Below are 13863 nucleotides of genomic sequence, written 5' to 3'. Positions count from 1 at the left end.
GCCGTAAACTATGTGAACTAGGTATTGGGATCATCGACCGTCCTTGTACCGAAGCTAACGCGTTAAGTTCACCGCCTGGGGAGTACGAGCGCAAGCTTAAAACTCAAAGGAATTGGCGGGGGCTCGCACAAGCGGTGGAACATGGGGTTTAATTCGTCAACAAACGGGGCACCTCACCAAGGTTTGACATCTATGGAATCCTGATGAAAGTCGGGAGTGCCCGCAAGGGAGCCATAAGACAGGTGCTGCACGGTCGTCGTCAGCTCGTGTCGTGAGATGTTGGGTTAAGTCCCGCAACGAGCGCAACCCCTATCGTTAGTTGCCCCGTTCATTCGGGGATCTCTAGCGAGACTGCCCATAATAAATGGGAGGAAGGCGGGGATGAGGTCAAGTCAGCATGGCCCTTATGTCCAGGGCTACACACGTGCTACAATCCAACCCACAATGAGAGGCAAAACCGGGCTGCAATTCGCCCTCATGAAGTCGGAATCGCTAGTAACGGTATATCAGACATGATACCGTGAATACGTTCCCGGGCCTTGTACACACCGCCCGTCACACCATGAGAGTCAGAAACACCCAAAGTAGTCGATCCAACCTTCGGGAGGTAGACGCCTAAGGTGGTGCTGATGATTGGGGTGAAGTCGTAACAAGGTAGCCGTACCGGAAGGTGTGGCTGGATCACCTCCTTTCTAAGGAGAACACCGGTCTTGGATCAAGGTCACTTTTAGGAAGCGACAAGATCCTTTGACTTGCGATCTCTTAGGCGATTTTGTATTGCTTAATAACGGTCTGTCCGCTGGGAAGCGGACCAAGCCATATAATCCCTGTCTAGTTTTGAAGAGAAAACAAAAAGGAAGGCATTGCCTTCCTTTTTTATTTGCGAAAATGTTTTGCGGTCAGTTAGAACTTATAGCTTCCAGGCTTTTTCTGATAAACAGCCAGTTCATAACATGTTTCCTGTGCCTGTCTATCTGCCATTTGCGGCGGCCCCTGAAAAGGCCGTGATGTTTTTTCTTGAAATCATCCATCGATTCGACGGAACTTTTGGGAAAATCTTCGGGAACGTTGTCGTTGTACCATCTTACGAATTGTTTGGTGCTCATCTTACTTTCATCGGTTTGAGGATCTTTTGTGTCCATATATTTATTATACTCTCTTTTAGAGGGAAATTATTGTTTATCGGTCATAAAAAGCTAAAACCCGCCTTGTTTTGGCCAATATTTCATTTAATCGGGCGCTATCCGTCGAAAGCGGCAAAAATAAATATATAACGTCCCCTATCGGCCTGAGTATCAGATTATGTTTTAAACCTTCTTTATAGATCTTATATCCCACCCTGTCTTCAAACCTGAACGGCTCTTTTGTGCGTTTGTCTTTTACCAGCTCTATGGCAAATATCGAACCTATTGTCCTTATATCCCCCGCAAACGGCAAGACTTTGAACTTTTTAACGGCCTGAGATAATTGTTTTGAAATATTTTTAACGTTTTTTAAGGTCTTTTCTTTATCAAATATCTCAAGGCTTGCGAGCGCGACAGAACATCCTGTCGGGTTCGCCGTAAAGGTATGGCCGTGATAAAAGGTTTTCCTGTCCTTAAAATCGGAATAAAAAGCTTTGTAGACTTTTCTTGTCGTCAATGTCGCCGCAAGAGGCAGTATCCCTGATGTCAGCCCTTTTGACAAACAGAGAAAATCGGGGCTTATGCCCGCCCATTCACAGGCGAACATCTTTCCGGTCCTTCCGAAACCGGAGGCGACTTCATCCGCGATAAAATGGACATTGTATTTTTTGCATAACTTATAAGCTTTCTTCAGGTATTCAACGGGATAGATTATCATCCCCGCCGCGCCGAGGACCATCGGTTCTATTATGAAAGCACTGATTTCTTTGTTTTTTTCTTCTAAAAGCTTTTCAAGCGGCTTTATACATTCTATCGCACAGTCCTTTCTTTCCTTCTTCACCGGGCACCTGTAACAATAAGGCGTGGGGACCTTGTATGACTTGAAGAACAAAGGAGTGAATACTTTATTAAAAATATCAACGCCACCGAGGCTCATAGTTCCTGCAGTATCACCGTGGTATCCTAGATCAAGATGAACGAACTTATTCTTTTTTGGACGCCTTATATTGTTCCAGTACTGCAGCGACATCTTTACGGCGGTTTCAACAGCAGTGGAACCGTTATCCGAATAAAAAACCCTGGTCAGCCCTTTCGGAGCGATCGATATTAACTTCTCCGATAATTTTATTGCCGGCTCGTGCGTGAATCCGGCAAAAGGTACGTGGTCAAGCTTCTTGAGCTGCTTATTGACAGCTTTGGTGATATGAGGATGGTTGTGGCCGTGGACATTGCACCACCAGCTTGAGATCGTGTCATAATACCAGGTGCCATTATCATCAAAAAGCTTGATACCTTTTGCTTTTTTTATGAATATCGGCGGAAGCGTCTCGTGGTCCTTCATCTGGGTATACGGGTGCCAGTTGTATTTGAGGTCTTTTTTTAGCGGCTCTTTCATTTCTATAATTTTAGCACTCATTCGATCTTTCGGTGAACACGCTGTCTCCATCTGTTATAATTTATCCAACAATGAAATACGACATCATCGTCATCGGCTCCGGACCCGGAGGAACAGCTGCAGCGCTTGAAGCTGCTTCTCTGGATAAAAAAGTCGCGCTTATAGAAAAGTCTGACCTCGGCGGCGTATGCCTGAATAAAGGCTGCATTCCCACAAAATCGATCATCGCTTCCTGCGCGCTTTACCTGAAGATGAAAAAGGCAGGAGAATTCGGGCTCAGCGCTGAGAATATTTCTTTTGACTGGAAGAAGATACAGGAAAGAAAGAATAATGTTGTCTCCCGGCTGCGCAAAGCGCTAGCCTTGTCTTTCAAGAATGCAGGAATAGAAATAATAAACGGGAAAGCCTCAGTAAAAGGCGCAGGAAGCGTGTCAGTCGAAAACGAAGGAAAAGAACAGGCCCTTAATTGTTCCAAGGTAATAATCGCGACAGGGACCGAAAAAGCCGCGGCAGAAGGTTTTCTCACTAGCGATGAGGTCCTGGACATGGAAACATTACCGGAAAGGATCGCGATAATCGGCGCCGGTGCGGTCGGGGTCGAGTTCGCTTGTATATTCAACGTTTTGGGATCCGAAGTTAGCCTTTATGAGATGCTCCCTAAAATACTTCCTTCTGAAGATGAAGAAATATCCTCTTTGCTCGAGTCGATTCTCAGAAAAAAGGGTATAAAGATAGAAACGGGCCGTAAAGCCGATATCAATGCCCTAGAAGTAAGCGGGATCCCTGTGATGATAGCTTCAGGAAGAAAATACGAAAAGATAGACGTTAATGAAAAGATGGAAACGGCGACCCCGGGGATCTATGCGATCGGCGATGTCACCGGCATATCTATGTATGCGCATACGGCAACGATGCAGGGCATAGTCGCCGCGAGAAATGCCTGCGAAAAAGACGCAGTTATGGACTACAGCGCTGTTCCTTCCTGCACGTTCTCGTTTCCTGAAGTCGCTTCCTGCGGTCTGACAGAAAAAGAAGCTAAAGAGAAAGGGATGGATATAAAAACATCAAAATTCAACTTTGCCGCGCTGGGCAAGTCGACCGTATCGGGAGAACGGGAAGGTTTTGTCAAACTGGTCGCTAATGCCAAGACCGGGGTCCTTTTAGGCGGCCATATCATCGGGGACAATGCTTCCGACCTGATCGCAGAGATCACTCTGGCGATAAGGAATAAACTTACGGCTCAGGACATCTCAAAGACCATCCACTCCCACCCTACCCTGCCTGAAGCGGTATGGGAAGCGGGAAGGCTTTTTAAAGCCTTATAGAACCAATCTCTATGTCTCGTAAAATCTAAGCACCTGATGATCCATTGTTACCGCAGGACGATGCTCGTACCCCAGAGGCCTGTAAAGCATGGACCATAAAGCAAATTCAATCTCTTTGTCGATATTTTGCACCGGCCTGCTGTTTCTGGGATCCAGGATAGAATTGGCTTTTTCAGGGTCGGCAACGAGAAAATCCGCATCTCCCTGTCTTCTTTCGGCTATTTCGGCAGGTATAAGCCTTTTGTCCGAATCAAGTGGCAATCCGTGTGTTTCTATAGCAGGAAGACCGACCTGTTGCCTGACAACATTCTCGCATCTGTTCAATATGTCCAGTACCGAGTGTCCTTTTTTTGTCCCGAGGTTGAATGCCTCATAATGCGATTCCATATTTCCGGATAACAGCCTTTGTATGGCCTGAAGATGAAAGAATACCTTTATGCCCATCCCAATATAATCCCTGATGCAGGTGCCGTCAGGCGTATTATAATTATTACCAAATACTTTTAAACGGTCCCTGCCGGCTTTACCATATATAGTTGCGAGCGCTCCCGGATCGTAGAAAGGGAGGTCCAAACCGTATTTTTTCAGCAGATTATAAAGTGCTATCTGCAATATTATCGGGACGATATGGGATTCGGTCGCGATACCGTGGTCTTCCCCAAGCACTCCTGTTTCCGGAGCCCCACAAACATTAAAATAATGCAGATGTACAGACTTCAAACTGGGGAATAACTTTCCCTGCTTGCAGATCAAAGCATCTGCCCCCTTTGTGGCGCCGTAGACATTCCTTGCATCCCACGGATCGGTCTCTTTCAACGGGCGTCCCAGCGTACCGTCATATACCGCCGCGGTATTGGAGAACAGGAGTCTGTTCATTCCAAGCTGCTGCATGGCATGAAAAAGGTTAAGGGTCCCGACCACATTGTTGTTGATGTACTCCTGGGGCAGTTTTCCGGACTCACCCACTTCTATCAACGCTGCGCAATGTATTACAACGTCCGGTTTGAATTCACTAAGCGCGCCGGTCAAGGCATCATGGTCCAGAAGATCGCCCACGAACAACCTGGCTCCCGCTATGGCCGCAGCCGCGCGGTGACCTTTTCTCAGGTTATCAAAAGCAGCAACATTAAAATCTCTTTTCCTAAGAGCCATGCCAAGATTACTGCCGACATTGCCGGCTCCTCCTGTGATCATTACCCGCTTTGAAACGGATAACGCATCAGGTCTATTGCGTAAAACGTATTCTTTCGTTCCGATTTCGCTAAGCCTCTTCGCGATCGATCCATTATTTATTAAAGACATTTCTTTCTCCTTTTAGATCTTTGGGCTATTATTGCCTTAGGTTTCCCGTCTACAAAGCTATCGAACGGATTTTCTGGAAATTTCAGTGAATTTATTTTCCTAAGGAGATCCGTTCGAGCGCCCTGGCAACCTCTACTGCACAATCGATATTTGATGGGCCGGAAGATGCGATCATCTCGTAAAAAGCATCGACACTGAGGGCAAGATTGTCATTCTCGCCTCCTTTGCATAATTCCTGTCCGGTATCCTGTTTTACCTGATGAACACATTCCCTGTCAAAACAGGCAAGTTTAACGGCAGGACTTGAGTACATGTTATAAGCAACTGTCCCAAGCGTGCCGTAAAGCGCTATATTCCTGGTCTTTTCCGGATTATTCAAACTCAAATTAAAAAGTCCGCCAAAAGGCAGACGATAATGTGCAAATGATAACCAGCCTGATTCCGTGATCCCTGCCCTTACCAGCAGATCATTCCTGACAAATTCAAATTCATGAAGGGGATATAGCATGTTGAGTATACTTAGCATGTGGCTGCCAAGGAGGGGATACACTCCTTCAGGCCTGAAGTGACCAAATTGGCCCATCTCGAACGTTGCCGAAGACAGCTTTCCGATCTGCCCGGACTTCGCTATTTCGACCATTCTTCTCACGCCATGTGAAAACGTGAACGTATAATCGACCATTATCTTAAGCTGTCTCTGTTCTGCCATTCTCTGTAATTCTTCGGCCTCTTTTGCTGTACCTGTGAACACTTTTTCGCAAAACAGGTGCTTGCCGCTTGCCAGGACATCCTTTGCGATCCCGTAATGGGTCTCAACCGGGGTCGCAACAATTACTGCCTTAATGTTCTTGTCATCGTAAATATCTTGGGCTGAAGTCATTCTGCAGTTCAGGCCGCTTCTGGCCTTGAGCGGCTCTCTGACTGCGATTTTTGTGACCTCGAATCCCGGATGCGCAGAAAAATAGCTGTAGAGCCGCTGCCCCCAGTATCCATAACCTATCTGTCCGAGCTGGATCTTTCCTTGTATCATTATCAGACCTCTTTATCAGGATAATACTCGTCGTCAAACTGCCTGTTGATCTCGATCGATGCCCTGTTGCATCTTGCCCCGAAAGGAAGGCAACATTTCATAGGGTCAAAGCCTTCCTGCTGGTTCTTAAGTATCATCGCGTAAAACTCATTAAGGTCATCCGTGACCGGACCTAGCCTGTGGCTTTTAAACCCCGGATGCGCAACAGCCGAACACCTGTAGAAAAACCCGTCAGCTCCGAGATTTATCATGTAATATCCGTAGTAACAGTGATAAAAATCTATTTTTTCCACGTCCTGTTTTTCAGGTGTCATTACAAAGACATGAGTCCTTTGACCTGGCACTTTTGACAGTAGAGGCGCGATGGCGTGCCAGTATTTCTCATAAAAAGGCAGTTCCACCTCCTCCTTATGTTCAAGACACTGTGCAAGAGGTGTACCGTAAGGCGCGTAAGGCACCGCGAACCTGACTGAATCCACTTCTACCGATCTCATCAGCTCGACAAATTTTTGAAGCTCGGTCGGATCACTGTTATAGTCGTTCAACAGATATGTTATCCTGGTCTTCAATGTCTCTTTTGGCGTTTGCGTCCTGATCCTATACAATTCTCTAAGGCCGGTGATCACCTCGTCATAAAGTCTGCCTGATCTTCTTTTTGTCTTTTCAAAGGATTCCGGACTGCATGCATCGATCGCCACGGTCATGTAATCATCTTCTGAACCCGCGGCCGCATGCAGTCTTGTCAAAAAACCGTTCTTTCTTTCCAAACCCCTGAGAAGCGTGCCGTTCGTATGCAGGCCGAAACTTGAACCCGTCGATTTAATGAGTTCCAGCAGATCGATCAGCTTTTCGTTCAATGCCGGTTCAGAATAAGCTCCTGACAGAACAAAAAGAGGGATCCGTCCTTTTAATTTTGCGACCAGAGAAGAGACCTTATCATAGAAAGGCGTTATTACCTGCTGGAGGTGCTGCCCCTGGCAATGAATGCAATTTATATTGCAGCGCTTTCCCAGATCGTTTGAAAGATGGATCTCCAGCTGCCTCGGCAGGGTCATTACCCCGTCAAAAGGCCTGAACGCGGCACCCCGCTGACGTGTTATATGTGTCGTCAATAACTGCGCGTATCTGTTCGCCTCAGGTATTATATTCGCTCTGTGCATTTCCTGTTCATCCTTTTTTCACAAATAGGCTGTCCAATATGCTCACTGATATCTGAGTAAAATCCTTTATTGCCAGATCTACCCCGGCTGCGATTATCTGCTCTTCTGTGAGATTTGTAATAAGCCCCACACATTTTGACCCCGCGGATAACGCAGCTTTGAACCCCGAGAAGGCATCCTCAAATACCACGCAATCCTGAGGAGCTTTGCCTGCGACCTCGGCTGCCTTAAGAAATATGTCCGGCGCCGGCTTTCCGTTTTTGATGCCGTCTCCTCCGATTATTTGTGAAAAGAAACGGCGCAAATTCAATCCGTCCAGCACAAAGTCAATATTCTCTTTGCCGGCAGAAGTCGCTAGGACTCTGGGTATCCCTGCCTTTTTTAGCTGGTCAAGGAACACCGTCAATCCCGGAACCTCCGCAAGGAATGGTCTATAAGAATCCCTGTAGATGGCTTCCTTTTCCCTGCCTAATAGATGCAATTCATCAGGATCCGGTTGGCGGCCAAGAAAAAATGTCAAAATGTCACGGTTATTGCGGCCGGCAATATGACGGCTGTATATGTCAGGCGTGATAGTAGCATGACCTTTTTTCTGACAATATGACATCCATGCATTTCTATGAAACCGGCCGTCATTTATCATTGTCCCGTTCATATCGAATATCGCGACTGTCCTGGCCCTGTTCAAAGAAACTGACATATAAATTACCTTTCTTTAGATCAATGACCACCCGAAATATTCAGCTGTCTGCGAAAAGTTTCTGATCCGTTACTCACGATGACCTCTTCACGCGCATCTCTGTCGATGCGGCCGCTGCCGACAGCGCAGTCTGCGACCGTCACTCCAGACTCAACCGTAAAACATCCCGGGTATCCTGACGGGCCGATATCAACAGGCCAAAATACGGACCGGATGATTTTTGAATTGGAACCGATCCCCCATCCTTCTCCTATCACAGCATACGGCCCGATAACGCTGCCTCTTCCGATATCACAACCCTCGGAGATAATGCTCGGGCCTAAGACTCTATATCTGCCAGCAGCATATATTCTGCTCTGAGGATAAAACTCCTCTGTATACGGAAAATGCAGTCTCTGATCCAGTGCCGCCCGTTGAATATTTAAATAATAGTCAAGCTCGCCGACATCTGCCCACAGAGCGTCCGAAGCATATCCCATAAATTTGGCACTCCTGTTTTTTACCAGCCATGGAAAGATATCTTCGCTGAAATCTAAATCGTCTTCATCGGCCATTCCGGCTACCATCTCAAAAAAGGAAGTGTCAAATAGATAAACGGATGAATTCCTGTAGCGGCTCAGTTTCAACGCATCTTGCCGGGACAGCTTATGGCGGTAATCAGCGATCAGGCCGCTCTTTTGAAGCGGATCTTCTATAACTATAGGAGAACAGGTCCTTACATCATCTGTTATGGGTGTTGATACAATGGTTGCCGTGGCTTTTTGTCTTTCATGTACAGCTAACGCGGGACGGGGATCGATATTCGAGACAATATCGCCGCTTAGAACGACCACGGTCCCTTTATAACCTTTCCGGACCTCTTCCATGACGATCTTGACTATCTTCTCGAAATATCCCAGCCGCCTGTTCTTGACAAGATATGCATCAACACCAAGCTGCTCGAAATGTTTCATATAGATATCGTTCCATACCCCCGTTGTTACGAATGTTTTGTCGACTCCCAACGATCTCATCATCAAAAGTGACGAATATATCATCGGACGGTTCGTTATCGGGGCCAGGGGCTTTGGCCTGACATTTATATTAAAACAGCGTGGCGGAATACCTCTTTCGATGCTGATCTGATTCGCTTTCCTTAAAGTCAGCGGATAGAGCCTTGATCCCATGCCTTCAGCCAAAATAAAACCTATCATGATACGTTCTCCAATATGTGACCTTTTTCTCTGAGATCAAAGTCTATGATACGTCCGGGATCAATAGCCCTGACTTCAGCTACCGTACTTTCAACTGCGCCCGGTGTCTCGCCAAAATTCAGACATACGCCCCCGCCACCCGCGCCAAGCGGGAATATTACAGTCTTGTTCCTTGAAGCGATCTCATAAAGCCACTCTGAGCCTGACATATATTCTCTGCACAGTGTCGTACGGATCGCTCTGTATTTTTCTATAAGTTCTGAAGCTTTTCCCCAGTCCCGGGTACGCACGGCTTCCGCAAAATCATAAGCCAAAGGAAGTAATCCCGCGTAATCTCTGTATCCGGCCGCAGTTTTTATCTTCCTCAGCCACTCACGGTTAACAGCCTTGCTAGCATGCATCCTGCCGGAATGGATCAAGGCCATATGAGGCCGCACGTCACCGTATTGCGCGGGCTGTAAAAGTGTCCTGACAACCGCATCCCCGTATCCCGTACCCAGACCCGGCCTTCCAAAAGGAAACCACACATGATCAGCTATGCCTCCCCGGACCACGTTCCATTGTTCCTGTGTGCCTGTCAGGCTCACCCCCAGATCATTTTCATAGACAGAAGCCAATGAAACTGTTTGTGCTTTTGACAGCGCTATCCCCGCTAAATGAGCTGCTAATATTGCTACTGAAGTGCTTACTGTCGCCGAACCGCCAAGTCCTCCAGACATCGTCCTTTCATCGGTATTTTCTATGGTCATCATCACGCCATTTAGTCCGAATGTCTCCATGATCTTAAGCAGCCAGTTCCTTTTTACCGGCGGTATTTGCCCGGTTTTACCTTCAACATGCCGCAGGTCTGGATAATCCATGCTTTCGATCGCTAATTTCCCGGGTTTAAAAGGGTAAGCTGTTATTTTTGTTCCTGTGTTGATCGTAAAATCGACCGTGCGCGGCAACCCTTTTGACCATTTCCAGGAAGGGTCCCTGTCAAGGCGGCCAGGGACTTCTCTAAAAGAAAAGTATGTCCTTTGCACCAGAGGCATGTTGAGCCCTGACCCGGGCCCGTCGATCCTGTGAAAACCGGTGACAGAAGGAAGCTTGCCGCGTTTTTCGGCATCCGCAAGGCGGTTATGTACCGCATAACCGGAATGACTTACCAAAATACCGGTTCTTTTAATGCTCATGATACATAACCTCATTTTTCATGCGATCCCGGGTTCAAGTCCAATAGTTCTCTATAATATATTGTCGAGTAAAAAAACAAGAAATTTCATCTAAGTTGAGATATATAGGTGGATATGGAGCCGGGATCAGAAAGCGAGCCGGTGAATCAGGGACTTTAACCTTATATTATCGCAGCTATATCGCGCATTGGCCTTTTGTTGGTTTTTAGTCTTACACATTTCACCCCGGATATTTTCTGAACCATCCGGACATTCTCGTTAAGGACTTTCTTATTCTGGCCCTTTCCGAAATGATCGTTAAATACGACCGCTAGTATTTTTATCTTCCTCTGTTTTAAAGCTTCGATCGTAAGCAATGCCTGGTTTATCGAACCGAGCCTGTTGGGAACGACCAGGACAACCGGCATTTCCAGTTTCTTTACAAGATCGATCATAAGTGCTTTTTCGTTCAACGGCACTAGAGCGCCGCCGATGCCTTCCACTATCACACGATCGAACATCTTTGCCAGCTTCTTAAAACTCTGTTTTATCTGTCTATCGTCTGCCTTCTTCCCTTCTGCCCTTGCCGCAAGATGCGGCGATGCGGGGAACTTAAAAATATACGGGCACATCAGACCGATGACCTTCTTAACGTCTTTCTTCTTGATACCCATTATCCTGAGATGTTCTTCAATGTCGAGAGGCTTCTTTGACCCGGTCTGGACCCATTTCTGGGTGATGACAGAATATCCCTGTTCTAATAGAGATCTTGCGAGGAGGCCGGTAACCACCGTCTTGCCCACGCCCGTATCGGTGCCGCAGACAAAGACATGCTTCATTGAGATGCCCAGCAGAAGAATAGCTGGTTTGTCGCCTGTATGTTCTTGTATTTCCGCTTGTAAAGCTCTTCGGCCTTTTTCAGGACGTCTTTTCCGAGAAGCCCGTTGCCCGCCATCGAAGTGCCCTGCGTCCCGGAATATTTTATCTTCGTCAGGAGCGCCCTTAAGGTCTTGTGATGCTCCTTCACGATCTCTTCCCTGATACCGCAATGCTTGAAATGCTTTTTCAGGATAGCTTCGATCTCCGGCCTGCCGAGGAATTTCTTTGAATTTACCACCATCTTCTTATTCGTCACATCTTCCATCACCCACGACAGTTCATGGTAAGTCAGAGGTCCGAACAGCGTGAATGCTATCGCGCCTTCTTTCTTAAGGATCTTCTTGTATTTTGCCATCGTCCTGTCAAGGTTGGAGAACCACTGCATCGTCGCGTTTGAAGCGATCAGGTCATACTGTTTGTCATCCGGCATCTCTTCGCCATCGGCGACCATGAACTCCACGCTGTCGTCCATCTTTTGCTTCGCTATTTTCACCATCTCCGGCGATATGTCCAGCGCCGTGATATGAGAGCTCTTGAATTTTTCGCGCAGTAATTTTGTGAGAGCTCCTGTACCGCAACCGATATCCAGGATATCTTTTGCCGGCGTTTCGGGGAGATATTTTAAAAGCTTTTCCGCGAGGGATTTCTGAAGCTTCGCGTACTTGTCGTAAGTCTTCGCGTATTTGGAGAACCGTTTCCTGATTATATCTTTTGTTTTTGAGCCGAAGGACATATGAACATTATCTCAAGCTATATTTTATGCGTCAAGGGCAAATCCCGTTTTTTTGTTTAAGAACGGCATGTGCCCCGCTTTTTCGATGAATACGAACCTGCTTTCAGGGAACAGCTGTTTCAGTTTTATGATCTCTTCCACCGGCACTATTTTATCTTCCTTCCCGAATATGAACCTTTTTTTTATCTGTGTTATGCTGTCCGGCACAATAGGCTTCTGATATAAATAATCAAGGCCTTTGCATAATTCATCGGCAGTGAACTTTACAAAATACTTCTTCATCAGGCCTTCCTTGAACTTTTCAAGAGCGTCTTTATCGCCGGCCGAAAAACATTCGAGGAAAAATTTATACAGGTATGCTTTTTTGCTTTTTTTGATATATTCTTTCACCCTGCCGATCCATTCTTTTGTGTAAGCCTGCCTGACGCCGACCAGGATAAGCTCTTTGATCTTTTCGGGGATCTTTCCCGCAATATCCGCGGCTATCACCCCTCCCAATGACCAGCCGAGCAGCGAGATCTTTTCTATGCCGTTCTTTTCTAAGAACAAAGGAAAGGTTTTTATCAAAGTGCCGGGGTCTGAAAGATTGGGAAAGATAAAATTATAGTCGATATCCAGACCTGCGAATATTTCCTTGTCGGTCGCCCACCCCGGGAAAAGCGCGATCGTCCTTTGCTTCCCCCTGTCTATGCAAGTGAAAACGTCATCATTTGAGCGCATTTAAGGCCTCATCGATCATTTCTTTGGTATGCAGTGATGAGAGCGAGAACCTGATCCTCGCCTGCCCTTTTGGGACCGTCGGGTACCTGACAGGCATCGCGCGGAAACCTTTTTCTTTCAGCTTTTTTGAAACTTTTACAGCCTCTTCATTTTCACCGATGACGACCGGGATGATCTGGGATGTGCTCCTGACCTCGAACCCGTTTTCCTCAATTTGTTTTTTGAAATAAACTGACAGTTCGAGAAGCTTTTTTCTTCTCTCCGGTTCTTTCTTCACCAATTCAAGGCTTTTTAAGTTTGCCGCTATTACCGCGGGCGGCAGCGCCGTTGAATATATGAAACTTCTGCATGTATTCACCAGGTATTCTTTTATTTTTTTCGAACATGCCAGATAAGCACCGAAGCTGCCAAGCGCCTTGCTGAATGTCCCCATAACCAGTTCGACACTTTCGGAAACCCCTTCTCTTTCGACCATCCCCGAACCTTTATCGCCGAATATCCCTGTCGCATGGGCCTCGTCCGCCATAAGCATGCAGTCATTTTCATTCTTTATCGCGGCAAGTTCTTTTAACGGCGCTGTGTCGCCGTCCATGCTGAAGACCGACTCGGTCACGATCAAAGCGTTCTTAAATCTTTTCCTGTTCTTTATTAAGAGCTCTTTCAGATGCCCGGTATCGTTATGAGAGAACCTGAACATTTTTGCTCCGGACAGCAGTATCCCGTCTATTATGCTGGCGTGGACAAGCTTATCGGCAAATATCACGTCTTCCTTTGAATAAAGGGCGCTGATGATGCCGGTATTCGCCTGATATCCGCTGTTAAAGACCAGTGATGCTTCTTTTGATTTGAAGACCGCTGTTTTTTCTTCCAGTTCATGAAAAAGGATATTATCTCCGCTCAAGAGGCGCGAGGACGCCGAACCTGTCCCCCATTTTTCAGCTGCTTCCTTTACGGCCTTTATCATCTCCGGATGGCCCGACAGGCCGAGGTAATCGTTAGATGAAAAATCGATATATTCTTTGCCGTTGACGGTGATGATGCATCCGTTCCTGGACGAAACAGGATCAAGGGTCCTGAAATTATTGTCTTCTTTGCGTTGTTTTAAAAGATCATCGATAAAATTCATCGTCTACCTCTTATAGAAATG

General features: G+C 46.7%; 13 protein-coding genes and 1 rRNA gene. 2 read left to right on the top strand and 12 right to left on the bottom strand.

The genetic code is table 11. The annotated features are described in order from the left end of the window. Positions 1-692: ribosomal RNA gene (locus NTZ10_00225) — 16S ribosomal RNA — on the top strand; the annotation flags it as partial. 207 nt (positions 693-899) lie between these two features. On the opposite strand, the gene NTZ10_00220 is transcribed toward NTZ10_00225, so the two are convergent. Further along, a complete protein-coding gene (locus tag NTZ10_00220) occupies positions 900-1142 on the bottom strand; it encodes a hypothetical protein (protein MCX5748661.1) in 243 nt (80 codons plus the stop codon). Positions 1143-1179: 37 nt separating this feature from the next. After that, complete coding sequence (gene bioA, locus NTZ10_00215; GenBank protein ID MCX5748660.1) at positions 1180-2541, bottom strand: adenosylmethionine--8-amino-7-oxononanoate transaminase; 1362 nt, start codon at positions 2539-2541, stop codon at positions 1180-1182. A gap of 50 nt (positions 2542-2591) precedes the next feature. Between bioA and NTZ10_00210 the strand changes: the two genes are divergently transcribed. Further along, positions 2592-3845, top strand: coding sequence for an FAD-dependent oxidoreductase (locus NTZ10_00210; GenBank protein MCX5748659.1), 1254 nt, complete (start codon positions 2592-2594; stop codon positions 3843-3845). Between the two features lie 9 nt (positions 3846-3854). Here the strand turns inward: NTZ10_00210 and NTZ10_00205 are convergent, their stop codons facing one another. The 10 genes from NTZ10_00205 to bioF form a co-directional block, all read right to left on the bottom strand. Then, the gene (locus NTZ10_00205; protein ID MCX5748658.1) at positions 3855-5147 is read right to left on the bottom strand and encodes a GDP-mannose 4,6-dehydratase; all 1293 of its coding nucleotides are present in this window, start codon (positions 5145-5147) and stop codon (positions 3855-3857) included. Between the two features lie 91 nt (positions 5148-5238). Beyond that, the gene (locus NTZ10_00200; protein ID MCX5748657.1) at positions 5239-6177 is read right to left on the bottom strand and encodes a Gfo/Idh/MocA family oxidoreductase; all 939 of its coding nucleotides are present in this window, start codon (positions 6175-6177) and stop codon (positions 5239-5241) included. 2 nt (positions 6178-6179) lie between these two features. Then, positions 6180-7337, bottom strand: coding sequence for a radical SAM protein (locus NTZ10_00195; GenBank protein ID MCX5748656.1), 1158 nt, complete (start codon positions 7335-7337; stop codon positions 6180-6182). A gap of 7 nt (positions 7338-7344) precedes the next feature. Then, positions 7345-8037 carry an HAD-IA family hydrolase gene (locus NTZ10_00190; protein ID MCX5748655.1) on the bottom strand — a complete coding sequence of 231 codons (693 nt, stop codon included), beginning with the start codon at positions 8035-8037 and terminating at the stop codon, positions 7345-7347. A 20-nt stretch (positions 8038-8057) separates the two neighbouring features. Further along, a complete protein-coding gene (locus NTZ10_00185; GenBank protein MCX5748654.1) occupies positions 8058-9230 on the bottom strand; it encodes an NDP-sugar synthase in 1173 nt (390 codons plus the stop codon). Further along, positions 9227-10405, bottom strand: a complete 1179-nt coding sequence (locus NTZ10_00180) for a GHMP kinase (GenBank protein MCX5748653.1) — start codon at positions 10403-10405, stop codon at positions 9227-9229. The genes NTZ10_00185 and NTZ10_00180 overlap by 4 nt, the downstream gene beginning before the upstream one ends. Positions 10406-10566: 161 nt before the next feature. Beyond that, the gene (bioD, locus tag NTZ10_00175) at positions 10567-11223 is read right to left on the bottom strand and encodes a dethiobiotin synthase (protein MCX5748652.1); all 657 of its coding nucleotides are present in this window, start codon (positions 11221-11223) and stop codon (positions 10567-10569) included. Next, the gene (gene bioC / locus NTZ10_00170; GenBank protein MCX5748651.1) at positions 11220-11996 is read right to left on the bottom strand and encodes a malonyl-ACP O-methyltransferase BioC; all 777 of its coding nucleotides are present in this window, start codon (positions 11994-11996) and stop codon (positions 11220-11222) included. The genes bioD and bioC overlap by 4 nt, the downstream gene beginning before the upstream one ends. Before the next feature lie 24 nt (positions 11997-12020). Beyond that, entirely contained in the window at positions 12021-12716 is a 696-nt protein-coding gene (locus NTZ10_00165) for an alpha/beta fold hydrolase (GenBank protein ID MCX5748650.1), read from the bottom strand. Continuing rightward, a complete protein-coding gene (bioF, locus tag NTZ10_00160; protein MCX5748649.1) occupies positions 12703-13842 on the bottom strand; it encodes an 8-amino-7-oxononanoate synthase in 1140 nt (379 codons plus the stop codon). The genes NTZ10_00165 and bioF overlap by 14 nt, the downstream gene beginning before the upstream one ends. Between the last annotated feature and the right edge of the window lie 21 nt (positions 13843-13863).

Source organism: Candidatus Saganbacteria bacterium, assembly GCA_026387835.1.
Lineage (GTDB): Bacteria > Margulisbacteria > WOR-1 > JAKLHX01 > JAKLHX01 > JAPLKZ01.
This window is presented reverse-complemented; position numbering and strand designations above follow the sequence as displayed.